Below are 23568 nucleotides of genomic sequence, written 5' to 3' on the forward strand. Positions count from 1 at the left end.
ATCAGGTTCACAACGGCGAAAAAAGGCAGGCTGGCCCCGGGTCAGCGGAAGTACCGAAGGCGCTGATTAACCACGAAAACCGCTGCATTTGCTGTACGCCGGATGAACGGACCCGTCTTCGGTTTGTCAGTTGCGGTAATTACCGATTCCCCATGCGGCACGGCGGAGGCCCGGCGCGCCGACCATGCGAAGGGGACCGCCATGCAACAGATTCTCAAGTTCGACCTGACCGTCGATCCGATCGCCATGTACGAAGTCGATGGCACCACGCTGGAACTGCAGGTACTCCGCCCGAACCAGCGGCTGAGCTATGACGCGGCGACGCAGACCGTCACGCTGACCACCACCGAGCAGAGCTTCGTCAAGGTCCGCGCCTTCGTGCAGACCGCCGATGCCAATGACGATGCCTCCTTCTACAACCGTGGCGCAGTCACTTTCACCACGCTCGATGGCAAGGTGATCAACGATCCCACCAGCGAAGCGGGCGAAGACGGCGTGCCCGCCGACCAGGACGGCGACGGTTCGAACGACGACGTGGTACGCGGCGACAATGGCAAGAACACGCTGCACGGCGGCGCGGGCGACGATCACCTTTCGGGCAATGCCGGGGCCGACACGCTCCACGGCGATGCGGGCAACGACGACCTGTTCGGCGGCGCGGGCAAGGATGTGCTCGACGGCGGTTCGGGCGACGACGTGCTGGTGGGCGATGGCGGTGACGACGTGCTAGACGGCGGCACCGGGGCCGACATCCTCGACGGCAACGACGGGGCCGACAAGATGTACGGCGGTGATGGCGCCGACGACCTCACCGGCGGCGCTGGCGGCGACCTGCTCGATGGCGGCGCCGACAACGATCATCTGACGGGCGGTGCGGGCGCAGACCGCCTGTTCGGCCAGGCGGGCGACGATGTGCTGGCGGGCGGGCTCGACGGCGACGGCTTGCGTGGCGGCCTCGGCAATGACGACCTGTCGGGCGAACTGGGCAACGACAGCCTCTATGGCGAAGACGGCAACGACAATCTCAAGGGCGGCGATGGCGACGATTCGCTCAATGGCGGCGCCGGGGCCGACACGCTCCACGGCAATGCCGGGCGCGACATGATCGCGGGCGGAGACGGCAATGACCTTCTGTACGGCGATGCCGGCGACGACAAGCTGGGCGGCGGCGATGGCGACGACCTGTTCGTTGCGGGCGAGGATGCGGGCAACGACGCGTTCAACGGTGGCAGCGGCATCGACACGGTCGATTATTCCGCCGCCGATGCAGCCATGAAGATCGACCTGATCACCGGCCTTGCCATGGCTACGTCGGGCGACTCGGGCACCGGCGTCGACAAGATCGCGGGCATCGAGACGGTCATCGGCAGCGCCTTCGCCGACGTGATCACGGCGGGCAAGGGCGCGCAGAAGCTGGTCGGCGGCGATGGCGACGACACGCTGATCGGCGGCGCAGGCGCGGACCTGCTGACCGGCGGCGCGGGCAACGACACCTTCGTCTATGGCGCGCTTTCGGACTCGCAGGGCGCGAAGGCCGACACGATCAGCGACTTTGCGGCGGCCGACCGCATCGACCTGTCGGCGATCGACGCGGTCAAGGGGATGCCGGGCGACCAGGCTTTCACCTTCTCGGCCACGGCGCCGGTCGATGGCAACGCGGCGGGCGTGGTGTGGTTCAACGCTGCGAACCACACGCTCTACGCCAGCATCAACGCCAATGCCGCGCCCGAACTGGCGATCGTGCTGGCAGGCGTCGACAGCGTAAGCGCCGCCGACCTCGTGCTGTAAAGCGGGACCGGCCCGGCGCGCCACGGGGCGCGCCGGGCCTTTCCGCTGGCGGGATCAGAAGATCTCGAACAGCCCCGCCGCGCCCATGCCGCCGCCAACGCACATCGTGACGACCGCATACTTGGCGCCCCGGCGCTTGCCTTCGACCAGCGCGTGCGCGGTGCAGCGCGCGCCCGTCATGCCATAGGGGTGGCCGATCGAGATCGAGCCGCCGTTGACGTTGAGCAGGTCGTTGGGGATGCCCAGCTTGTCGCGGCAGTAGAGCACCTGCACAGCGAAAGCCTCGTTCAGTTCCCACAGGCCGATGTCGCCCACGGTCAGGCCGAAGCGGCCCAGCAGCTTGGGGATCGCATAGACCGGGCCGATGCCCATCTCGTCGGGCTCGGTGCCCGCCACCGCCATGCCCACATAGCGGCCCAGCGGGGTCAACCCCTTGCTGGCGGCGAGCGCCGCTTCCATCACCACCACCGCGGCCGAACCATCGGACAGCTGGCTGGCGTTGCCCGCCGTGACGATGCCGCCCTCGATCACGGGCTTGAGGCTCTGCAGCCCTTCGAGCGTGGTTTCGGGCCGGTTGCCCTCGTCCTTCTTCAGCATGATCTCCTTCATCGAGATCTCGCCCGTCGCCTTGTCCTGAACGCCCATCGTGGCGGTCACTTCGACGATTTCGTCATCGAACTTGCCCGCCGCCTGCGCGGCGGCGGTGCGCTGCTGCGATTGCAGGGCATATTCGTCGCACGCTTCGCGGCTGATGCCATAGCGCTGGCCGACGATCTCGGCGGTCTGCAGCATCGGCATGTAGATCGCCTGATGCATCGCCTTCAACGAAGGATCGGGCTGCACCCGCATCTCCTTGGTCTGGACGAGGCTGATCGAATCCTGTCCGCCCGCCGCGACCACGTCCATGCGGTCAATCACCACCTGCTTGCTGGCGGTGGCGATCGACATCAGGCCCGACGAGCACTGGCGGTCCATGCTCATGCCCGACGTGGTGATGGGAAGCCCGGCGCGCAGCGCGACCTGCCGCGCGATGTTGCCCGCCTGCGTGCCCTGCTGGAGCGCGGCGCCCCACAGCACGTCGTCCACTTCGGCAGGGTCGATCCCCGCGCGCGCAACGGCGGCCTGAAGCGACAGCGCGCCGAGCGTGGCGCCCGGCGTTGCGTTGAACGCGCCCTTGTAGGCCCGACCGATGGGGGTCCGGGCGACGGAAACGATGACGGCATCACGCATTGGTTTTCTCCTTCAAGGCTTTCCGGGGAGGTTGAGCGAACGGGTGAATTCAGGCCTTTTCGTAGCCTTGCGGCGCGATCGGGTTGCCGCCGAAGCGGTCGCGCAATTCGCGCTTGAGCACTTTGCCGATCGGGCTGCGCGGCAGCTCGTCGACCACTTCGATCGCGGAAATGCGCTGCGTCTTGCCCAGCTTGCGGTTGGCTTCGGCAAGGATCGCCTGCGGGTCAGCGCTCTTGTCGGCCAGCACCACCACGCCCAGCGGGGTTTCACCCCAGGCATCGCTGGGCACGCCGACCACGGCGGCTTCGCGCACCTCTGGCTGGCGAGTCAGTTCGGCTTCGAGGTCGCTTGGGTAGATGTTGAACCCGCCCGAAATGATCATGTCCTTGGCGCGGTCCATCAGGATCAGGAAGCCATCCTCGTCGAACTTGCCGACATCGCCGTGGCGGATGTAGCGGCGGCCCTCCTTGTCGTGCCACTCGACCTCGCGGGTCTTGTCGTCCTTGCCGTGGTAGCCGTTCATCATGATGGGGGAGTGGCCGACGATCTCGCCCACTTCGCCCTGCGGCAGTTCGTTGCCGTCCTCGTCGATGATCTTCATGATGTGCCCCGGACTGGGCTGGCCGACGGTGTGCAGCTTGTCGGGGTTGGCATGGGCGATCAGCACCGAGGTCGCGCCGCCTTCGGTCATGCCATAGCCATCGGTCAGGCCACCCGGCCAGCGCTTGAGCACGTCGGCCTTGAGCCAGGCCGGGAACGGCGCGCTGGTCGAGGACTTGAGCCGGTACGACGACAGGTCGAAGCTGTCGAAATCGGGCACGTCCATGATGCGGCGGTACTGCACCGGCACCAGCATGGCGTGCGTCACGCGCTCGCGCTCGGACAGCGCGAGGAAGCCGCGTGCGTCGAACTTCTTCATCAGCACGACCTTCCCGCCCGCAGTCAGCGTGGGCAGGAAGCTGACCAGCGTGGTGTTCGAATAGAGCGGGGTCGAACAGATCACGCAGGTTGCATCGTCATAGCCGCCGACGATCGTGCGCCGCGCGTATTCGTGGCGCATCTTGTGGCTCTGCACGATGCCCTTGGGCGCGCCGGTGGTGCCCGAGGAATAGATGATGTTGAACGGATCGCCGGGCGCGGGCAGGCGTTCTTCCGGCCTGGCGCCGTCCTCCGCCATCCAGTCGGCGAAGGGCACGCCGTGGTCGCCCGCACCGAGCGCGATGCGCTTGACGCCTTCAGGGAACGGAAGCCCCGCCAGCTTTCCCGCGATCTCGGCATCGAGGAACAGCACGCGGCTGCCGCTGTCGATCAGCATGGCGAGGATCGTCTCGGCGGTCGCGGTCGAGGTGAGCGGGGCGGCAACCGCGCCTGCCCGGATCGCACCGAGGAAGGCGAAGCCGGTGGCGACCGAGTTCATCGCCGCGATGGCAACCGGCTCGTCCTTCTCCACCCCTTCGCGCTGGAGCGCGGCGGCGACGCGGTCGATCGTGGCGTCGAGATCCTGCCAGCTGACCTGGGCGTGTTCATCCGCCAGCGCCACGGCCTCGCCCCGCCGCGCGGCGTGTTCGCGCAGGATCGTGGTCAGCGGCATGAACTCGGCTTCCGCGATCTCTTCGATGGTCAGGGCCATGAACCTCTCCGTTGTTTCTCGTTCTTGTCGTCGTGCAAGGCCCGGCCCACCCCCAGCCCCTCCCGCTGGCGGGAGGGGAGCAAGTCCGCCGTTTCCCCCCCTCCCGCCAGCGGGAGGGGTCGGGGGTGGGCAGCGCCAAGCGCCACCTCAGTTGAACGTCTCTCCAGCTGCGGCCTTCTTCGCCAGCAGCGGTGCAACGGGAAGCCCGTGCTTTTCCAGCCCCGCAACCACCGTCTTCAGCCCGATATGGTCGGCCCAGAACATCGGCCCGCCGGTCCACGCGGGCCAGCCATAACCGTTGAGCCACACGGTATCGATGTCGCTCGCCCGTTGCGAGATGCCTTCCTCGAGGATCAGCGCGCCTTCGCTGACCATGGGATAAAGCAGGCGCTCGACGATCTCCTGCTTGTCGATCACGCGCTGCACTTTGCCTTCCTTCTTCGCGAAGTCGGCGATGATCGCCTTCACTTCGTCGGACGGGGTGCGTTGGCGGTTGTCGTCGTAATCGTAGAAGCCCTTCCTGGTCTTCTGCCCCCAGCGGCCCACAGCGCAGAGCGCATCGCGCAAGCTCTCGATTCGGTTCGGATCGCGGTGCCAGCCGATGTCCACGCCCGCGAGGTCGGCCATCTGCCACGGTCCCATCGGGAAGCCGAAATCGAGCAGCGCCTCGTCCACGTCCCAGTAGTTCGCGCCTTCCATGATCAGCGCGTGCGCCTGCGCCTGCCGGGGCGACAGCATCCGGTTGCCGATGAAGCCGTGGCACACGCCCGAGACGACCGGCACCTTGCCGATCTTCACCGACAGCGCCATCACCGTGGCGAGTTGCGCCTTGCCGGTCTTGGCCCCGCGCACGACTTCCAGCAGCTTCATCACGTTGGCGGGCGAGAAGAAGTGCATCCCCAGCACCGAGTCCGGGCGGCTGGTGGCGGCGGCGATTTCGTTGACATCGAGGTAGCTGGTGTTGCTGGCAAGGATCGCGCCGGGCTTGGCGATCTTGTCGATGCGGCCGAACACCTCCTTCTTGACGTCCATGTTCTCATAGACGGCTTCGATGATCAGATCGGCCTCGGCCAGCGCGCCGAAATCGAGCGTCGGGTTGAGACGGCCCATCGCCGCCTCGGCCAGCGCGGCGTCCATCTTGCCGCGCTTGACGGTGTTCTCGTAGTTGCGCGCCATCGTGGCGACGCCGCGGTCGAGCGCTTCCTGCGTCATTTCCACGATCGTCACCGGGATCCCGGCGGTCAGGAAGTTCATGGTGATGCCGCCGCCCATGGTGCCGGCGCCGATCACGCCCACGCGGCCCACCGGCAACAACTGTGTATCGGCGGGAATGTCGTCGATGGTGGCCGCAGCGATGCGGGCGGCGTCGATGTGCTCCTTGGCACCGGGAATGGGGTCGGACATCGGTATCTGGCTCCTGCTGGCTGAGGGATGCTTTCGGAGGGGAGGCAAGAAAGGACAGGTCAGGCGCGGCTGTCGGTCAGCGCTGCATAGATCAGCGTCTTCAACTGGCGGCGGATGGGATAGGCCGACGAGGGCATGAGCTGGGTCATGAACACCATGTGCAGCTTCTCCACCGGATCGACGAAGAACGCGGTCGAGAAGATGCCGCCCCAGAAGAACTCGCCGACCGACCCCGGCACCAGCGCGCGCGTGGGATCGATGGTGACGCCGAAGCCGAGGCCGAAGCCGGTCCCGGCGTTGTTGGCCTCGCTGAACAGCGAACTGGACATCTGCGTCAGGTCCGCGCCGCCGGGCAGGAAATTGCTGGCCATCAGCGCCAGCGTCTTGGGGCTGACGAGGCGCACCCCGCCGATCCCGCCGCCATGGACCAGCGCCGAGGCGAAGCGGTGGTAGTCCGCCAGCGTCGACAGCAGCCCGCCGCCGCCGCTCTCGAACTTCGGCGCGCGGACCAGATTGCTGGTCTCGGCCTTGTCGAGCAGGTGCGGCGCAGCGCCCGGCACATAGGACCAGGCATCGGCGAGGCGGTGCAGCTTTTCGGGCGGGCAGGAAAAGCCGGTATCGACCATGCCCAGCGGATCGAAGATGCGGGTGCGGAAGAATTCGCCGAGGCTCATCCCCGAAAGCCGCGCCACGATCACGCCCAGCACGTCGGTCGAAACCGAATAGTTCCAGCCCTCGGCGGGCGCGAATTCCAGCGGCAGCTTGGCCAGTTCGGCGATGAAATGGTCGTTGCCGGGCAGGCTGGCGTGCCCATCGAGCCGCGCCTTGCGATAGGCGGCATCGACATTGGTGCGGTTCTGGATGCCATAGGTCAGCCCCGACATATGCGTCAGCAGGTCGACGATGCGCATCCCGTGCGCCGGGCGGCCCGGCATGAACGGCGCTTCGCCGCCGCCGCCGGCATAGACGGCAAGGCCCGCAAATTCGGGCAGCACCTTGGTCACCGGGTCTTCCAGCGCGATCGCGCCTTCTTCCACCAGCATCATCACCGCGATCGAGGTCAGCGGCTTGGTCATCGAGGCGATGCGGTAGATCGTGTCCTGACCGACCGGCGTCCCGTCGTCGCGCATGGCGCCGAGCGTCGCGCGGTAGGCCGCCTTGCCATCGCGCGCGACCAGCACGTCCACGCCCTTGAGCTTGCCCTTCGACACGTAGCGTTCGTCGAGCAGCGTTTCGATCCGCGCGAGGCGGGCGGCATCGAGGCCAAGGCTGGCGGGATCGGTAAGCTGAACCGTCATGGGACTATTCCTTCCTGTCAGCCGAAGATCGCGACCGACTGCAACCCGTGCATCACCTGCACGCCATCGCTGTTCCACATCCGCAGGGTTTCGCTGGAAAAGCCCTGCGCCATCGCGTTCGAGCTGGTTTCGAGCATCCACCAGCCGTCGTCGGTTTCGGGCGTGTCGGTCAGCAGCGTCAGCGACCAGTTGATCGAGCTGATCGGTCCCATCCGCTCCATCACGGTCATCGCGCCGGGCGGCAGGGTATCGCCGATGCCGATCAGTTCGCCCACCGGATCGAGGCCCGCACGGTCCTTCAGCCGCACCCAGCGGCGGATCGTGCCCGTGGGAATTTCGCCCTTGGCCGCCGCGTGGCGCAGCTCCATGCGATGGGTGAAGAACGTCGGGTCGGGATGCGCCTTGGCGGGCGCGGCCTGATCGTGGGGCACGAAGACCTCCAGCCGTCGCTGCGGCACCGAACCGTTGTCCGCTCGTCCACTGCCAAACAGCCACAGCGCGCGATGCAGCAATGCGCCGTTCGCGCTGATCTCGGTCTCTACCTGCGACACGCTCTTGCCAGCTCGCAGAATGCGCGCGGAAATCTCCACATCCTCGCCCACCGGGGCCACGAAGCCGATCTGGCCCCCACGCAAGGGCGGAAGATCCGGGAAGGCCGTGCGCGCGGCGGCGTGGGCGATGAACGAGGACGCACCGCCGTACATCGTACGGCCCTGCATCCACCCCGCCGCGCCGTGCAGCACGAAGCGGTCGCCGCGCCGTTCCATCGTGGAGGACAGTTCGCCCAGCGTCAGCAAGCGATCGGTCATGCGGCCGCCCGTCCGGCTCCGGCACGCAGGCCCAGCGTCGACATCGGAAAACTCTCCCATCGGGTGCAGGGCTTCTCGCCCCTTCCCCACCAGAAAAGGGCCTGCGAGCGCCTCCGGTCAACCGAAAAAAGCACGCGATGCGGCGGTTTTCGGGGCTTACGCTACGGCATTGCGGGGCGCGTGCCGGACGAAAGCGGCGCCCTCTTCAGTCGCCCAGCGCCACGACCGAATCGGCCAGCCGCTCGACCTCGTCGGCGCGGTGGCTGACGAGCACCATCGGCAGGCGCAGATCGTCGCGAATGCGCTCGATCACGCCCATGATCTCCTCGCGCCGCGCGGCATCGAGCGAGGACAGCGGCTCGTCGAGCAGCAGCAGGCGCGGCCCCGACAGCAGCGCGCGCCCGATCGCCACGCGCTGCGCCTCGCCGCCCGACAGCGTGCGCGGACGGCGATCAAGCAGGGACGCAATGCCGAGGAAGACACAGGCATCGTCGAGCGTCAGGAAACGGCGGTCGGGGGAGGCCAGTCGCCAGCCGTAGAGCAGGTTGTCGCGCACCGAGCGGTGCGGGAACAGGCGCAGGTCCTGGAACACCACGCCGCAACCGCGCGCCTCCGGCTTGCGGTCCAAGCCCTGCGCCACATCGAACAGCACGTCGCCATCCAGCACGATGCGGCCCGCGACCGGGCGCAGCAACCCGGCAATCGCCTCGATCACACTCGACTTGCCTGCACCCGAAGGCCCGAACAGCGCGGTGATCCCCGCGCCGGTCGCAAAATGCGCGGTGATGCGGCGGGTGGTTCGCTGGATCACGACGTCGACTTCAAGCGACACGGGTGCCACCCATACGGCGCGCCAGCGCCTCGGACGCGACCAGCGCGCCCAGCGACAGCGCGACTGAGATCGCGGCAAGGCGCACGACCTGCGCATCGCCGCCCGGCATCTGCAACGCCGAATAGATCGCCAGCGGCAGCGTCCGCGTCTCGCCCGGAATGTTCGACACGAACGTGATCGTCGCGCCGAATTCGCCCAGCGAACGAGCAAGGCCCAGCACCGTCGCGGCAAGTACGCCCGGCAGGGACAGCGGCAGGGCCACCGTGGCAAAGGCGCGCCACGGCCCCGCGCCCAGCGTGCGCGCAGCGGCCTCAAGTCGCGGGTCGACCGCTTCCAGCGACAGCCGGATCGCGCGCACCATCAGCGGCAATGCCATCACCGCCGCGGCCAGCGCCGCGCCGGTCCAGCGGAACAGGAACGTCACGCCCAGTTCGGCAAAGAACCGCCCGAACGGGCCGTTCGCGCCAAATCCCAGCAGCAGCAGCCAGCCCATCACCACCGGCGGCAGCACCAGCGGCAGGTGGACCAGCGCATCGAGCAGCAAGCGCCCCGGAAAGCGCGTGCGCGCCAGTACCCACGCCAGCGCGAAGGCGACGGGCAGCGTCAGCAGGACCGCGACCAGCCCCACCTTCAGCGAAAGCGCGACGATCGCCCAGTCGTCGGGAGACAGCATCGCGACCTCAGCGTGTGCCAAAGCCGAAGCGACGGAACAGCGCCTTGCCCTCGCCCGAGAGCAGGAAGCGCCGGAACGGTTCGGCATCGGCACTGCTCGCCTGCTTCAGCCGCGCGATCGGATAGACGATCGGCGCATGGCTCGCAGGCGGAAAGACGCCGACGACGCGCACGCGCGGTTCGGCACGCGCGTCGGTCGCATAGACCACGCCCAGCGGCGCTTCGCCGCGCGCCACCAGCGCCAGCGCCGCGCGCACGTTTTCGGCGCGCGCGAGCTTGCCTTCGACCTGCGGCCAGACGCCCAGCCGCGTGAGCGCCTGCTTGCCATAGATCCCGGCGGGCACCGCATCGGGATCGCCCATCGCCAGCCGCCCCGCGCCCAGCGCGCGCGCCAGCGGGAAGCCGGGGCGGATCGCCAGTGCCAAGCGGCTCGACGCCGGGGCGATCAGGACTAGAGCGTTGAGGAGGACCGGCGCACGGCTGCCCGGCGCGACGAAACCGGCAGCGGCGACGTGGTCCATCCACGCCTCGTCCGCCGAGATGAACAAGTCGGCCGGCGCGCCCGCCTCGACCTGCCGAGCCAGCGCCGAAGACGCGGCGAACGACAGCACCGGGCGGCCATGCCCTTTGGCCGCCCACTGCCCGGCGGCGGCGGTCAGCGCTTCCTGAAGGCTGGCGGCGGCCAGAACGACCGGCGCCCGCGCTGTTGCGAGCGCGGGCGCAAAAGCCGCCAACAGCGACAGGACGAAAGCAATTGCGGTGCGGAACCCGGCCATATCGCCAAGCGATAGAACCCGCTGACCGCGCAAGCAACCGCCCCGTCGCGGCGAAGGATCAGAGCCCTTCGGTAAGGATCACGCGGTAGTCGGACGAAGCCTTCCGCAGCTTGGCAACTTCCTGGTAGGCATCGCCGAAGTACCAGGCCTTGGCTTCGTCCATCGTGTCGAACTTCACCATGACCACACCTTCGGCCGGCTCGCCCTCGGGCGTTTCGCAGGGGTTGTAGACGACTAGCGGCTGCACGTTGTGCCCCGCCATCGTCCCGCCAGCCTTCTGGCCATATTCGGCGAACGTGGCGGGATCGCTGACGGAGTTGCGGATGAAGATCGCGTAGGCTGCCATGGTACTCTCTCCTTCTTTAACTGATTAGCTAAGGAGCGATAGGCAACCGAAGAGGGCTTGGCAATCCGCACCGAACGCGGCAACCTGTCAATTGATAGGATTGCGAGAGGATGCGCAGGGCCGGGCCGGAAAACGGTCGTCCTGCCGGAAAGGGAACGAACCCATGCCATTGTTGCGCCAGGTACCCCGCAGCGAGATTACCGACGAGGTGATCCTGACGTACTTCCAGCACTTGTTCGGGGATCGCGACCCCACCGTGGAGCCCGGCACCGCCACCGGCACGCCCGGCGACTGGTGGAGCGTCTTCGCGCTTTCGCCCGACATCTTCCGCCACGCAGTCAATGGGTTCGCGCTCTATCGCAGCCCTGAACGGCGCATCGACCCGATCTTGCGCGAACTGGGCCAGACCCGCGCGGGCTGGGTCAAGGGCAGCCAGTTCGTGTTCTCGCAGCACTGCAAGTCGTTGCGCGGCCTCGGCTGCAGCGAGGAGAAGATCGCCGCCGTACCGCACTGGGCCGTGGCCGATTGCTATAACGAGCAGGAACGCGCCGTGCTCGCCTATGCCGATTGCCTGGCTCAAGCCAGTGGCCGCACGCCCAAGGCGGTGATCGACAAGCTCAAGACCTTCTGGGACGACCAGCAGATCTTCGAATTCACCTACATCACCTGCCTTTACGACATGCACGCCGTGATCACGCGCGCGCTGCGCATGGAATTCGACGACCGCGAGGAGCCGATCGTGGAAGTGGCAGCGCCCGAGGACTTCGACGCGGCGGACTTCCTTGGCGGCAGTCGCAAGAAGCAGGAGACGCAGGCATGAGCGGGAACACGGTCTTCGACATCCGCGGGGTCAACCACCTCGCGCTCGTCTGCCGCGACATGGCGAAAACGGTGGCGTTCTACCGCGACGTCCTCGGAATGCCGCTGACCAAGACGATCGACCTGCCCGGCGGCATGGGGCAGCACTTCTTCTTCGACATCGGTAATGGCGATGCCATCGCCTTCTTCTGGTTCCCCGATGCCCCACCCGCCGCCCCCGGCATTGCCGCGCCTTCTGGCCTGCCCGCGATGGGCGACATGAAGAGCGCGCACGGATCGATGAACCACATCGCCTTCAACGTGCCCGCCGAAAAGTTCGACGAATACGTCGCGCGCCTGCACGAACGCGGCGTGCAGACCTCGATGGTGCTGAACCACGACGATTCGGAATGGCAGGTCGCCCCGCAGATGCAGGACGGCGTGTTCGTGCGTTCGGTCTACTTCTTCGATCCCGACGGCGTGTGCCTCGAATTCGCGGCCTGGACCACCGAACTGGGCGGCGCCCATGTCAAACACGACCCGATGCGTGCCGACGGCACCAAGGCGGTGGGCATGATCGTGAAGGATGCCGCGCTACAATAGCGCGGGATCGACCACCCGACCTTCGCGCGCGGAAATCTGCGCCGCCTCGATCACGGCGTGGACGGCCAGCAGTTCCGCGCCGGTGTTGGGCGGCGGCCCCTCGCCCCGGATCGCGTCGGCCAGCGCGGCGTAGAAGTGATGCTGCGCGCCGATGGGCACCGGCAGCAGTGCCTCGGCACCCTCGCCGTCGATCAGGCGCAGCGGATCGGGATCGACGCCCCACCCCGCCTCGCCCGGCCGCAACCCGGCGACCGATTGCGCTTCCTGCCGGTCGAGGCCTTGCTTGATCAGCGACCCTTGCGTGCCGTGGACGGTGAAACGCGCCGAACCGCCCGCCACGCACATCCCGGCGTGCAGCACCACGCGCCTGTCGGAATAGCGCAGCACGACGTGCGCCCAGTCGTCGGTCCGCCCACCATCGCGCAAGGCCGCAATGTCCGCGCTGACACCCAGCGGCATCCCGAACAGCAAAAGCGCCTGGTCAACGAGGTGCGGCCCGAGATCGAACCACACGCCCGACCCCGCCCCGGCATTCTCGCGCCAACGGTCGCGCACCTGCGGGCGGAAACGGTCGAAATGCGATTCGAAATGAACCACGCGACCGATCCGCCCTGCGGCGATAGCCTGTCGCACGGCCAGAAAATCGCTGTCCCAACGCCGGTTGTGGAACGCGACGAGCAGCAGCCCCCGCGCCTCCGCCAGCGCGATCAGATCGCGCGCCTCGGCCAGAGACAGCGCCAGCGGCTTTTCGACGACGACATGCCTGCCCGCCTCGAGCGCCTGCGCAGCAAGCGCGGCATGGGTCTGGCTGGGCGTGGCGATGGCCACGACGGCAATGGCGGGATCGGCCAGCAGATCGGCGATATCGCCACGCCGTTCAACCCCTTGCGGCACCACGGCATCCGGCTGGCGCGCCACGACAGCGCGCAAATCCAGTCCCGGCGTCGCGGCGATGTAGGGCGCATGGAACACCCGCGTCGCCATGCCATTGCCGACGATACCGACGCCGATTACGCTCATGGATGGGGCCTGCCCTGCGATTGGAAGCATGGTGAAATGATGGCGGAGACGGAGGGGGTCTCACGAAATTTCATAAGGATATGTTTCAAAAGGACAATCTCTAGGATCGAGTCAGTGAGACCCTAAAAACGACCCCAAATCACTCCATGCCGATAGCGCAACCCTGCCCCCTCCGCCAGTTTCAGAGGGTGAGCCGAGTGCGTCAGTTAGTCCCAGCCTGCATCAGCTTGGGCAGCGCCATTTGTATAAGTGGGAATGGCGCAAACCACCATCCTTCATCCATTTGGCGCTCCATGCCATGCTAGGTTGTGTGCCTGCCGCGGCAACGAAGGAGGGACTACCACAAGTGAGGAAATCCGCCGCTCTTGACTGTCTAACCCGCCAAAATCAGCCTTAGCATTTCCGCGACTTCCCGTTGCCACTGTTTACCCTTTCACGGCACAAAATGCTGGCACCGCACGGGCGCGGCTTCACGCACGACGCAGCGGAACCCCACGTGCGAGGTCGACGTGTCGATGGGCTGCGCGTAGCGCGCCGCCGGGCGATAGCGCACACAATAGTTCTCGGCACACAGGTGTGAGCCGCCTTTCAGCACCTTGCGCCCGATGCGGATCTCGGGCTGGCACGGATCGAAGCTGCCCGCCTCGTCCCCACCACGAGGGTTGGCTGGAATGCAGCACGACGACGTCTTCAGGCCGGTGGGACGATCGGCATACCAATGACGTGACCCCGCTGGTGGAAATCAGGGGGTCACGTCATCATCCATTCAGGTCACGCAGCGGTATATCGACGTGAACCCGGGTCAACTCAGCGCGGCTGTGGAGCTGCTCTGACTGCTCGCGATTGGTCGTGTGCCACGACTGTTTCGGGGATGTAGCGGACGTCAGGATGGCGCAAAAACTTGGATTTTCCCATGCATAATCCGGTGGCCATACCCCATCGCTGTGGCTGCCGAGATAATCTTCTCTGTCGTCACGCCAGCAGGCAGTGAGGAAATGGTACGATAGACTTCCCCTCCCGGCTTGCTCAGGCACTTTGCTGACAAAATTTTCTCAACAGCCTTGGGAACTTTGGCCGCAACTCCACTCACTGAAACGACCTCACGACTTTGTACTCAATCTCACCATCGCCCGCCTTCGCAATCTGGATTATCGCCCCTCGGTATTGCAGTTCGGCGCTATTCTCGGGAATTTGAAACTCCCTGATCCTCTCCCCTTGAGGCCCGGTTTCCGCATAGATGAATTTCAAAAATCCACCCGATTTCCCGGCATATTCGATGGACTGGTTGACTGAATTTTTGTTGTTGATGAACGCTGGACCGACACTCAGGGCATCCGCTGGCTTCGCGTCGGTGCAAAGGCCTCCGTTGCCACATAGTTGGAACGAGCCATCGGGCTTCACCTTGTAATTCACCTTATAGGTGATGCCCAGCGAACCATTGATGTAGTTCTCAGGATTATATTTCTCGTCTGAAGGAACGCCTTTGCAGAGCGGCTCACCAGATTTGACGACGAAATTGGCACCGAGCATCGTTTTCAATGCGTCGAACCGTGGCGTGATGCACTGCTTGAACTGACCACTCCGCGAGTAGAGCATCCTGTCGCCCACATAGGCTTTTGCGTTCGCGCCTAGATCAGGCTTATTTTCGGTGATCTCCTGATACATCACCGGATCGGCAGCATGTGCAACGCCCGCGATTGCCACAGCGCAAAGGCCAGCAAGGCCCAAAGCCAATTTCCTCAACAGCACGAAAATCCCCCTCGATGCCCAATCTCGACAGCATACGAAGGGGATTGTGGCGATGCAATCCGGGCATCCCCGACCTCTTCGCCATCAGCCGTGTAACACAACTGCTTCGAAGTTGACCGCTAAAGCAGGCATCTTAGTCCGGCCATTGAGATTGAATAGCCCTAGTTTTCTAGACGCCTTCTGCTTTCAAAATCTGCTGCCGCTCGAACTCGACGGGCGACAGCATCCCGTTCCTGACCTGCTTGCGCACCGGGTTGTAGAACATCTCGACGTAATCGAACACGTCCTGCCAGGCTTCCTCGCGGGTTTTGTAGGTGCGGTGCCGGATGCGCTCACGCTTGAGCGAGGAGAAGAAGCTCTCGGCGACGGCATTGTCATGGCAGTTGCCGCGTCGGCTCATCGAGTGCTCAAGATTGTGAGCCCGGATGAAGGCAGCCCAGTCCATGCTGGTGAACTGCGAGCCCTGGTCCGAGTGGATCAGCACCCGCTGCTTCGGCTTGCGCCGCCATACCGCCATATGCAGCGCCTGCAGCACCACATCGGTGGTCTGCCGGCTCTGCATCGACCAACCCACCACGCGGCGGGAATAGAGATCGATTACGACAGCCAGATAGGCAAAGCCTTCCAGGGTGCGAATGTAGCCGATCTGGCGCAGCCACATCGAACTGCCGGGCCAGCGTGTTGTCGACCACCAAGGATGGCTTGCCGCCGTAGCTGCCCGGTCGGCGCCTGTAGCCGATCTGCGCCTTGATCCCCGCCAGCTTCGTCAGCCGCGCTACGCGGTTCTGGCAGCAGGTCTCGCCGTGATCCAGCAGATCATCGTGCAGCTTGCGATAGCCATAGACCTTGCCGCTGTCGTTCCAAGCTTTGCGGATCAGATCGGTCTGCCGGGCATCTTCCCGAGCCCGCTGGCTCAACGGGCTCTTCTGCCAAGCGTAGTAGCCACTGGGCTGCACGGCGAGGCACCGGCACATGGCTCCCACGGCAAAACGATCGCGATGCTCGGCGATGAACGCGTATCCCACTTTGCCTCTTGAGCGAAATACGCGGTCGCTTTTTTAGGATGTCGCGCTCCTCGGTCACCCGGGCCAACTCGCGCTTCAACTGGCGGATCTGGGCATCCTTGCCGGGATCGCCGGACACCAACTTCGCAAGCTGACGCTTCCGGGCATACAGCGAGTGCTGACTGACACCGAGCCGCTGTGAAACCTCCGCCACCGGATACCCGCGCTCGGTGATCTGGGCCACCGCATCACGCTTGAACTCATCACTGAAACTGGGTTTCCCCATCATCACCTCCTGCCCTCAAAATTAGGATCGAAGGTGTCCAGAAATCTGGGGGCTATTCACTATTCAAAAACTAGGGGCTATCCATACTACTCGACATACGCCGCCTCATCTCCCATTGTCTCTTCTAAAATTGTGGGATGACCAATGGTAGAGCAGTGTGTCAATTGTGACGAAAAAATTTCAGAAGGTGGGTTACTGACCTCGCCGAACAAATACCTTAGCCAGAGTGAACTTAGCATCATAAATTTCGTCGAAGGCACATCATATGCAGCCCTGTGCAGCAAGTGCGGACAGCGAGTTAATACCTCAGCCCATCACAAGCTGAATTCCAGCATAGACGAGATCAAAGACTACCTACAGCGGGCCGCCCCTGATTTCCCAATGCTGACCGTAGGGGTGCTGCCGGGAGCCAATGAATATCGCGCGCTCGGGATGGTGACGGCGAACATCGCGGTCGGAACAGGCTTCTTCAACGAACTAAGCCAAGGGATCTCCGATATGTTCGGGGCCGTGAACGAGCAATCAGGCATGGCATTGAAGGTCAATAAGGGAGAAGCTGCGGCGCGGGGCATACTAGTGAGCAAAGCGTTGGCAATGGGCGCCAACGCGATCATTGGTGTCGACGTTGATTATGGCGTGACCAATAACAACGCAGCCACCGTTAACATGCAGGGCACAGCGATCATCATTTCCGATCCAGCGGCAGTCCTAGGCGAAAAAGCCACGAAGTCTGCGGAATGGATCGTTTGGGCTTGGAGCCGACTGATCCAACTCCGCCGATGGAGCCAAGGCGAAATCCGCGACGGAGAGATATATTTCCCTTCCCCGCCGCAGTGACTGCTGGGGGGGGGGGGAAGAGGCGTTTTTGCTAGACCGATGCCATGGCAACCCGATCCCCCCGCCCCGATACGGTGGATGGTAAAGCTCACGCACCCTCGTCCTTATGCCAGGGCCCGCGCAGCAGAGGATGACTCTGCCGCTGCATCAGTAGCTTTCAAGGTTTCCCTAGGACCAAACGCGTCGGTGAGTAACTCAGGACACTGCACCTGAGTGCAGCCTTGGAACGGTGCCTCCGCCATGGTTATGGTTGAGAAGCGGGATAGGAGGAAAATTTCCTATGAAGAAATGGATCATCGCACTTGCCATTACGTTCACCCCGGTGAATTCCGATGCACAACCCCTGCACAATCCCATCCCGAAAGAGTTCCACGGAGTCTTCGCGACAAAAATATCAGAATGCAAATTTCCATATGAAGATCGTGTTATTTCAATTTCTTCAAATGGCGTTCATTATTACGAGGGTGACGACTACCTGATAATGGGTATCGAGTTTGGCGGTTCTTCCACCAAGTCGGGAAAACTGGTCCCCCTTTTCAACGGGCGTTTTACCGGTCGCAACGAGACCAAGCTGCTCGGCGAAATGAACGTGCGAATGGAAATGGAAACGCCAAATCTGTTGATCCGGTATGCGCTCAATGACGATGGCGTCCCTGACCCCCACCCCTCAGACATTTGGGTGCGCTGCCCATCGACAACGGAATAGCCAAAAAGAATACTTCTTGCACTATCGAAAATTAATGAAATTTTTCGATGACAATTTCATTAAAATCACAGCATAAAATTTATGAGACCATGAACATTACCCAATATATCCCATAGACAATCTGACCCACCAACGCCTGTGAAACTCATTGTGGTCTTCCAACTGCTTTCCCAGTACGCTCAACCATCCACCGCTCCACTGCTCGAAAGCAGGCGTACCATCGGGATTACTCAAATTCTCCTGCATGGTACGCATCGTGTAAACCGGGTTCTGCGTCTGTCGGGTCGCGCCGATCTCATGAAAATATGACCCATCCATCAACAAGCGCGTTTCCCCGCGATAGGCGAGGACGACGCTGTCAAAGGACTTGTCCTGCAATGCCTCCGCCGCCTTGAACAGCATCCGGTCCATACCGGCCATTGACTGCGTTCCTTCCACTGACCGTATATCGATGACGATTTGAGTGGGACTGAACAGCCAGCGCCGATAAGCGATCATAGATGCGTCGTTTTCATCAGCGAGAGCGCGATGCACCGGCACGATGACCACGGCGTTCCAAGCGGCGAGTACAATGAGCAACCCGCCCAACCACCAAGGCCAGTGGCGCTTTGAACGAACTGCAGTTTTGGCCGGGAAGGTCGGAGCATCTGCTCCGGTAGTTTCTTCTGTCATGTCGCAATATCTGCCCGTAAAGTTGCAGTGAGAATACGCTGACTGATATCTGAGAGCCACCGAACAGTTCGCGTCAGTTCACCTTAAATCCCGCAAAAGTGCTTCTGCCTGAGCCAGAACCGTCTGCACAGCGGCATCAGAAAGATCAGGCGGGTACCCGAACTTCTTCAAGATCCGCTTGACCAGCACGCGCATACGCGCCCGGGCACTTTCACGGTGATGCCAATCCACGGTGGCATTCCGGCGCAGCTGCTCGAGCAACTCATGCGCGATGACGCGAAGTTGGTCGCTGCCCATCGCCTCAACTGCACTCTGGTTCTCGGCGAGCGCGTCGTAGAAGGCCAGTTCCTCCGGCGAGAGACCGTGCTCCTCGCCGCGCTGCTGTGCCGCCTTCATGTCCTTGGCCAGCGCGATCAGCTCGTTGATCATCTCGACAGCCGAAAGCGCACTTGCGTGATAGCGGGCAACGGCATCTTCGAGGCGCTGGGAGAATGCCCGGCTCTCGACCACGTTGGATCGGCTGCGGCTCTTGATCTCGCCTGCGAGAAGCTTCCTCAGCGCCTCCAGCGCCAAGTTCTTCTTCTCCATGCCTTGCAGTTCCAGCAGGAACTCGTCCGAGAGGATGGAGATGTCGGGGCTTTCGATCCCAGCCACCTTGAGGATGTCGATGATCTCGGCAGAGGCCACCGCGCGGTCGATGAGCTGCTGAACGGCGAGGGTCTTTTCCGCTGCCGAAAGCTTGCCCTTGGCCGTCTTCTTGGCAATCGCCGCCCTGACAGCCTGGAAGAAGCCGATCTCGTCACGCACTTCGCGGGCCTCATCACTGGCCGAGGCCAGCGCGTATGCCCTGCTCAACTCGAGGACGAGATCAGCGTATCGACGTTGGGCCTTCTTCTTGTCCTCATCGGACTTGGCCTTCGCCGTTTCGCCTTCCGTCCACTTGAGCACCCAGTCGATGCCGCCCGCGAGACATTGCAGACGTTCCATGGGCGCGCCGTGAATGCCTGGGGCATAGTCAAAGCCGTGGTAGATCCCGCGCACGATCTCATAGCGTTCCAGCAAGGCCGCAACGGCCTCTTCCTCTGGGATGCCGGTCTTGTCCCTATCCGACGTGGTGTAGTCGCCCAGCGCCTTCTTCAGGTTCTGGGCGATGCCGATGTAATCGACGATCAGCCCGCCGGGCTTGTCGCGGAACACCCGGTTCACCCGTGCAATCGCCTGCATCAGGCCGTGCCCGCGCATGGGCTTGTCGACATACATCGTGTTCATGCACGGGGCATCGAAGCCGGTCAGCCACATGTCCCGGACCAGAACCAGCTTCAGCGGGTCCTTGGGGTTTCGCGCCCGCTTGGCGAGATTGTCGCGCCTGCGCTTGTTGCCGATGTGGGTTTGCCAAGCCAGCGGGTCGGATGCCGAACCCGTCATGACGATCTTGATCGCGCCTTCGGTATCGTCGGTCGAGTGCCACTCGGGCCGCAGGGCGGTGATCTCGTTGTATAGGTCGACGCAGATGCGCCGGCTCATGCAAACGGCCATCGCCTTGTATTCGGTCCCGTCCGTGCGCGCTTCCAGGTGGTCCACGATGTCGGCTGCGATCTGAGAGAGACGCTTCTTCGAGCCCACGAGCGACTCGACGGTGGACCACTTGGCCTTTGCCTTCTCGGCCTCGGTCAGGCTTTCGTCCTCGACCAGCGCCTCGATCTCAGCGTCGATCAGCGGCTTTTCGTCCTCGTTAAGTTCTATCCGCGCCAGCCGGCTTTCATAGTAGATGGGGACCGTGGCACCGTCTTCGACCGCCCGGCTGATGTCGTAGATGTCGATATATTGGCCAAACACCGCCGGGGTGTTCACATCGGCCGCTTCGATCGGCGTGCCGGTGAAGCCAATGAACGAGGCATTGGGCATCGCCTGTCGGATGTAATGGGCATAGCCGTAGCGACGGACGCCGGTCTTGGCGTCCAGCCGGGAGTCAAAGCCATATTGGCTGCGGTGGGCCTCGTCCGCCATCACGATCACGTTCCGGCGGTCGGTCAACTCGGGGAACCGTTCTTCGCCGCGCTCCGGTGAGAACTTCTGCACCGTCGTGAAAATCACGCCGCCCGAGGCGCGGGCGAGCAGCCGCTGGAGGTCTTCCCGACTCTCGGCCTGCTCCGGGGTTTGGCGCAGCAGGTCCTTGCAGAGACCAAAGGTGGAGGCGAGTTGGTCGTCTAGGTCGTTGCGATCAGTCAGAACGACAATGGTGGGGTTCTCGAGCGCAGGCGCTTTCACGGCAAGCCCGGCGAAGAAGGCCATGAGGAAGCTCTTGCCCGAACCCTGCGTGTGCCAGATCACGCCGATGCGGCGGTCGCCATCGGGGCTGCTGGCCTCCACGGCATGACCGATCGCCTTTCTCGCGCCGTGGAACTGGTGATAGCCAGCCACGACCTTGAACAGGCCATTCCCATCGTCGCCAAACACGATGAAATCGCGGACGAGCGCGAGCAGGTTGGCGCGGTTGAATACGCCGCGCAACAGGGTCTCCAGCTCTGGCTGCCCGCGGTGCGCGAAATCTTCGCCGTTGATCGTCCGCCACGGCATGAAGCGTTCCTGGTCGGCGGTTAGCGAGCCGATCCGGGCTTCCAGACCGTCCGACGTGATCAACACGGCGTTGGTGCGAAACAGGTTCGAGACCTGCGCCTTGTAGGTCTGCAACTGGTGGAATGCGTCCACGATCGTGGCGTTCTCTGCCGCGGCGTTCTTCAGTTCCAGCACCGCGAGCGGCAGGCCGTTGACGAACAGCACCACATCCGGACGGCGGTTGTGGCTGCCCTGCACCACGGTGAACTGGTTCACCGCCAGCCAGTCGTTGGCCTCAACATCGTGCAGATCAACCACCCACACCTTGTCGCCCACGATACTCCCGTTGCCAGCCCGATATTCAACCGAAATGCCCTCGGTCAGGTAGCGATGGATGCGCCGGTTCTCTTCGACCAGCGAGCCGGTCTCGCTGGTCATGAGCAGGCGAACCGCCTCGGCTCGCGCCGCCTGGGGAATGGTGGGGTTGAGGTGATCGATCGCCTGTTCAAGGCGCTTCAGAAGGACGACCTCGGAGAACGCCTGACGTTCAGGATGACTGCTGTCCGGCGCAACCGCCGTTCCGTGCAGATAGTCCCAGCCGAGATCCTGAAGGATCTCGACCGCAGCCTGTTCCACGATGTCCTCTGAGATCTTGGGCATCTCAGGCAAACACTCTGGGTTCCACCGTCGCCGGCACGTCGAAGATCTGGCAGGCGAGTTTCGCCAGGAACAATTGGCGTTCGGCGACCTTCTCCGCATCCCAGGTGGGCCAGCATTCGAGCGACTGAACCGTCTTCGTGATCTTGTCCGCAGCCCCGATGATCTGGGCGTCAAGGTCCGGCTGGCAGCGCGCCAGCAGGAACTTGGACTGCCCGTAATGCGGCGCCTTCACGGTGTACGGCTTGTTCGAGATCGAACGGTTGATCGACTTCTCGATCAACAGCAGGTTGCCCAGGCTCTGGATGACTTCCTGGTCTTCCGCGCTCGGGCCAAACTCTTCCCGCGCCTCAACGTCGGCATTGTCGGCAAGCATGTGCTCGATGTCGTTGCCGCCCGCCGTGTAGTCCGAAAGGCGGTCGCGGGAGTCGCTGGGACCATAGGCTTGCAGATCGACGGCCTGGGTGATCTTCGCCAATAGGTATCGCAGACGAAACTGCCGTAGATCCCACGACTTCAATTCGCGAAGCGCGCGTCCGAAGGCCGGTGCTAGGTCCGCGCGCTCCTTCACGAAGGTTGCAGCGACAAAGCCGTCGAACTCTTCGACCTTGATTTCGCGCAGTTTGCGTGCGGCGTCCACGATCTTGCGCTCATAGTCCTTGGCCGGTGTGCCCGTCAGCAGCCAGACGAACATCGTCTTCTCGATTTCGACGGCGAGCTTGGCGAACTGTCCGGGGGCAAGGTGCCGCCCCGCCAGCAGCAGCATGAAGTGCTGCTTGATCGACTGGCCACCCAGCAGGCGCGTATTCTCGATACCCGGCTCGGCCGCGCCATAGGCGTTCCTGCCGCGCGAGAAATTGGCATAGGCTTGCGCGGCCTCTTTCAGGCGCTTGGCGAAACCGAGAGGCTGAGACGTGTGCAGCGTGAGCGCCGCGTTCTTCTGGAACCAGTCGTAGATCGCGTCTTCGCGCAGTTTGCTGTCGATGTCGAAGGTGGCGAGCAGGTAGTAGCGCAGGAACCGCAATGGCTTCTCGCCCACCGCGTAGATCTCGTCGGTCAGTTCCTTCCAGACCTTCTTCAACTCGGAGAACTCATGCCCCTTGGCGTGCATGAACAGCAGGTTCTTGAGCAGGTCCATCGCGTCGAGGCCAACGCCGCGATCGTTGATCGTCTCGAAGATCTTCAGCGCCTTGGCGATGGTCGGCGTTTCGATGCGGATCACCTTCACCTTGTTGGTGATATAGCCGTAGAACCGCAGAACCTGCGCCTTGTCGTCGCCAAAGGTGGTGGTGAGGAAATCGCGGACGGTGTCATACGCCCCGCCGAGATTGCGGATCGAGCGAGAGCCATCGCGCGGCGTCTGCGCGGCGTCGCCCTCGGCATAGCCCTTAAGCACGCCGCCCGCGTCTTCGTACTGCACATCGAGGCGCAGACGATAGGCCGTGTGGCCCTGCCAATCGATGGTGCTGGCGGCAATCTGGTTGGCAAGTTCATCTGGCACGTCCGCGCCCAGATCTGCCAGCGCATCGCGGATGGCGCAGAGCGTGAGATAGGCGGTCGTGGTGCGCTGCTGGCCGTCGATCAGTTCGAACACCTCGTCATCGCCCTTGCACACGACGATGGTGCCGATGAAATATTCGGGCGCGAAGTGCTGGGTTGCCGCCTCGAACTCGATGTGGATGTCCGACAGGAACTGGTCGACCTGGTCGCCGCCTTCGCCCTTGGCGTCGGCCTCACCCCACACGTACTCGCGCTGGTAATCGGGCACGCGGTAGAAGTCCTGGAACAGCCGCTTGAGCGTCATGTCCTGCGAAACGATGCTCTGTTCGGTCATGTCCCTGCTTTTCCTGTCTGGTCGCGTGCCGCACGCCGTCCGGCGGTCGATCAAGTTCTGC

General features: G+C 63.7%; 18 protein-coding genes and 3 pseudogenes. 5 read left to right on the top strand and 16 right to left on the bottom strand.

Annotated elements, in window-relative coordinates:
- The first annotated feature begins 201 nt into the window (after positions 1-201).
- Complete coding sequence (locus K3A84_RS12605) at positions 202-1788, top strand: calcium-binding protein (protein WP_225009701.1); 1587 nt, start codon at positions 202-204, stop codon at positions 1786-1788.
- Between the two features lie 54 nt (positions 1789-1842).
- On the opposite strand, the gene K3A84_RS12610 is transcribed toward K3A84_RS12605, so the two are convergent.
- The 9 genes and pseudogenes from K3A84_RS12610 to K3A84_RS12650 form a co-directional block, all read right to left on the bottom strand.
- Complete coding sequence (locus K3A84_RS12610) at positions 1843-3018, bottom strand: acetyl-CoA C-acyltransferase (protein ID WP_225009702.1); 1176 nt, start codon at positions 3016-3018, stop codon at positions 1843-1845.
- 49 nt (positions 3019-3067) lie between these two features.
- Positions 3068-4642 carry a class I adenylate-forming enzyme family protein gene (locus K3A84_RS12615; RefSeq protein ID WP_404823161.1) on the bottom strand — a complete coding sequence of 525 codons (1575 nt, stop codon included), beginning with the start codon at positions 4640-4642 and terminating at the stop codon, positions 3068-3070.
- Positions 4643-4795: 153 nt separating this feature from the next.
- A pseudogene (locus K3A84_RS12620) lies at positions 4796-6031 on the bottom strand (3-hydroxyacyl-CoA dehydrogenase NAD-binding domain-containing protein); the annotation flags it as partial.
- Positions 6032-6111: 80 nt separating this feature from the next.
- On the bottom strand, positions 6112-7350 hold the full coding sequence (locus K3A84_RS12625; protein ID WP_225009704.1) for a serine hydrolase domain-containing protein: 1239 nt from the start codon (positions 7348-7350) through the stop codon (positions 6112-6114).
- A 17-nt stretch (positions 7351-7367) separates the two neighbouring features.
- The gene (locus K3A84_RS12630) at positions 7368-8159 is read right to left on the bottom strand and encodes a thioesterase family protein (RefSeq protein WP_225009705.1); all 792 of its coding nucleotides are present in this window, start codon (positions 8157-8159) and stop codon (positions 7368-7370) included.
- 205 nt (positions 8160-8364) lie between these two features.
- Positions 8365-8991 carry an ATP-binding cassette domain-containing protein gene (locus tag K3A84_RS12635; RefSeq protein WP_225009706.1) on the bottom strand — a complete coding sequence of 209 codons (627 nt, stop codon included), beginning with the start codon at positions 8989-8991 and terminating at the stop codon, positions 8365-8367.
- Positions 8981-9664 (bottom strand): molybdate ABC transporter permease subunit, encoded by a 684-nt coding sequence (gene modB, locus K3A84_RS12640; protein WP_225009707.1) that lies wholly within the window; start codon positions 9662-9664, stop codon positions 8981-8983. Before modB ends, K3A84_RS12635 begins: the two co-directional genes overlap by 11 nt.
- Before the next feature lie 7 nt (positions 9665-9671).
- On the bottom strand, positions 9672-10439 hold the full coding sequence (modA, locus tag K3A84_RS12645; RefSeq protein WP_225009708.1) for a molybdate ABC transporter substrate-binding protein: 768 nt from the start codon (positions 10437-10439) through the stop codon (positions 9672-9674).
- 58 nt (positions 10440-10497) lie between these two features.
- On the bottom strand, positions 10498-10785 hold the full coding sequence (locus K3A84_RS12650) for a DUF1330 domain-containing protein (protein WP_225009709.1): 288 nt from the start codon (positions 10783-10785) through the stop codon (positions 10498-10500).
- Positions 10786-10948: 163 nt separating this feature from the next.
- Here K3A84_RS12650 and K3A84_RS12655 point away from each other — a divergent pair, with 163 nt between their 5' ends.
- Together K3A84_RS12655 and K3A84_RS12660 are read left to right on the top strand one after the other, a co-directional pair.
- Positions 10949-11605 (top strand): carboxymuconolactone decarboxylase family protein, encoded by a 657-nt coding sequence (locus K3A84_RS12655; RefSeq protein ID WP_225009710.1) that lies wholly within the window; start codon positions 10949-10951, stop codon positions 11603-11605.
- A complete protein-coding gene (locus K3A84_RS12660) occupies positions 11602-12186 on the top strand; it encodes a VOC family protein (RefSeq protein WP_225009711.1) in 585 nt (194 codons plus the stop codon). Before K3A84_RS12655 ends, K3A84_RS12660 begins: the two co-directional genes overlap by 4 nt.
- Here the strand turns inward: K3A84_RS12660 and K3A84_RS12665 are convergent.
- The 4 genes and pseudogenes from K3A84_RS12665 to K3A84_RS12680 all read right to left on the bottom strand — a co-directional run bounded on the left by K3A84_RS12665 (position 12178) and on the right by K3A84_RS12680 (position 16245).
- The gene (locus K3A84_RS12665; protein ID WP_225009712.1) at positions 12178-13206 is read right to left on the bottom strand and encodes an oxidoreductase; all 1029 of its coding nucleotides are present in this window, start codon (positions 13204-13206) and stop codon (positions 12178-12180) included. The genes K3A84_RS12660 and K3A84_RS12665 overlap by 9 nt on opposite strands.
- A gap of 433 nt (positions 13207-13639) precedes the next feature.
- Positions 13640-13924, bottom strand: a pseudogene (locus tag K3A84_RS12670) (SUMF1/EgtB/PvdO family nonheme iron enzyme); the annotation flags it as partial.
- Between the two features lie 368 nt (positions 13925-14292).
- A complete protein-coding gene (locus K3A84_RS12675; protein WP_225009713.1) occupies positions 14293-14955 on the bottom strand; it encodes a hypothetical protein in 663 nt (220 codons plus the stop codon).
- Positions 14956-15124: 169 nt separating this feature from the next.
- Positions 15125-16245, bottom strand: a pseudogene (locus tag K3A84_RS12680) (IS3 family transposase).
- Positions 16246-16389: 144 nt separating this feature from the next.
- Here K3A84_RS12680 and K3A84_RS12685 point away from each other — a divergent pair.
- Together K3A84_RS12685 and K3A84_RS12690 are read left to right on the top strand one after the other, a co-directional pair.
- Positions 16390-17082 (top strand): YbjQ family protein, encoded by a 693-nt coding sequence (locus tag K3A84_RS12685; RefSeq protein ID WP_225009714.1) that lies wholly within the window; start codon positions 16390-16392, stop codon positions 17080-17082.
- 280 nt (positions 17083-17362) lie between these two features.
- Entirely contained in the window at positions 17363-17788 is a 426-nt protein-coding gene (locus K3A84_RS12690; protein WP_225009715.1) for a hypothetical protein, read from the top strand.
- A 96-nt stretch (positions 17789-17884) separates the two neighbouring features.
- On the opposite strand, the gene K3A84_RS12695 is transcribed toward K3A84_RS12690, so the two are convergent.
- From K3A84_RS12695 to K3A84_RS12705, 3 genes are all read right to left on the bottom strand, one after another.
- The gene (locus K3A84_RS12695) at positions 17885-18460 is read right to left on the bottom strand and encodes a hypothetical protein (protein WP_225009716.1); all 576 of its coding nucleotides are present in this window, start codon (positions 18458-18460) and stop codon (positions 17885-17887) included.
- 78 nt (positions 18461-18538) lie between these two features.
- Positions 18539-21676, bottom strand: a complete 3138-nt coding sequence (locus K3A84_RS12700) for a type I restriction endonuclease subunit R (RefSeq protein ID WP_225009717.1) — start codon at positions 21674-21676, stop codon at positions 18539-18541.
- 1 nt (position 21677) lies between these two features.
- Positions 21678-23507, bottom strand: coding sequence for a DUF262 domain-containing protein (locus tag K3A84_RS12705; protein ID WP_225009718.1), 1830 nt, complete (start codon positions 23505-23507; stop codon positions 21678-21680).
- Between the last annotated feature and the right edge of the window lie 61 nt (positions 23508-23568).

It is taken from the genome of Novosphingobium percolationis, assembly GCF_020179425.1.
GTDB lineage: Bacteria > Pseudomonadota > Alphaproteobacteria > Sphingomonadales > Sphingomonadaceae > Novosphingobium > Novosphingobium percolationis.

Coding starts and splice junctions, on each gene's coding strand:
- K3A84_RS12650 (WP_225009709.1), bottom strand. CDS start 10,785: ATGGCAGCCTACGCGATCTTCATCCGCAACTCCGTCAGCGATCCCGCC.
- K3A84_RS12660 (WP_225009711.1), top strand. CDS start 11,602: ATGAGCGGGAACACGGTCTTCGACATCCGCGGGGTCAACCACCTCGCG.
- K3A84_RS12700 (WP_225009717.1), bottom strand. CDS start 21,676: ATGCCCAAGATCTCAGAGGACATCGTGGAACAGGCTGCGGTCGAGATC.
- K3A84_RS12695 (WP_225009716.1), bottom strand. CDS start 18,460: ATGACAGAAGAAACTACCGGAGCAGATGCTCCGACCTTCCCGGCCAAA.
- K3A84_RS12605 (WP_225009701.1), top strand. CDS start 202: ATGCAACAGATTCTCAAGTTCGACCTGACCGTCGATCCGATCGCCATG.
- K3A84_RS12610 (WP_225009702.1), bottom strand. CDS start 3,018: ATGCGTGATGCCGTCATCGTTTCCGTCGCCCGGACCCCCATCGGTCGG.
- K3A84_RS12685 (WP_225009714.1), top strand. CDS start 16,390: ATGGTAGAGCAGTGTGTCAATTGTGACGAAAAAATTTCAGAAGGTGGG.
- K3A84_RS12630 (WP_225009705.1), bottom strand. CDS start 8,159: ATGACCGATCGCTTGCTGACGCTGGGCGAACTGTCCTCCACGATGGAA.
- K3A84_RS12625 (WP_225009704.1), bottom strand. CDS start 7,350: ATGACGGTTCAGCTTACCGATCCCGCCAGCCTTGGCCTCGATGCCGCC.
- K3A84_RS12690 (WP_225009715.1), top strand. CDS start 17,363: ATGAAGAAATGGATCATCGCACTTGCCATTACGTTCACCCCGGTGAAT.
- modA (WP_225009708.1), bottom strand. CDS start 10,439: ATGGCCGGGTTCCGCACCGCAATTGCTTTCGTCCTGTCGCTGTTGGCG.
- modB (WP_225009707.1), bottom strand. CDS start 9,664: ATGCTGTCTCCCGACGACTGGGCGATCGTCGCGCTTTCGCTGAAGGTG.
- K3A84_RS12705 (WP_225009718.1), bottom strand. CDS start 23,507: ATGACCGAACAGAGCATCGTTTCGCAGGACATGACGCTCAAGCGGCTG.
- K3A84_RS12655 (WP_225009710.1), top strand. CDS start 10,949: ATGCCATTGTTGCGCCAGGTACCCCGCAGCGAGATTACCGACGAGGTG.
- K3A84_RS12665 (WP_225009712.1), bottom strand. CDS start 13,206: ATGAGCGTAATCGGCGTCGGTATCGTCGGCAATGGCATGGCGACGCGG.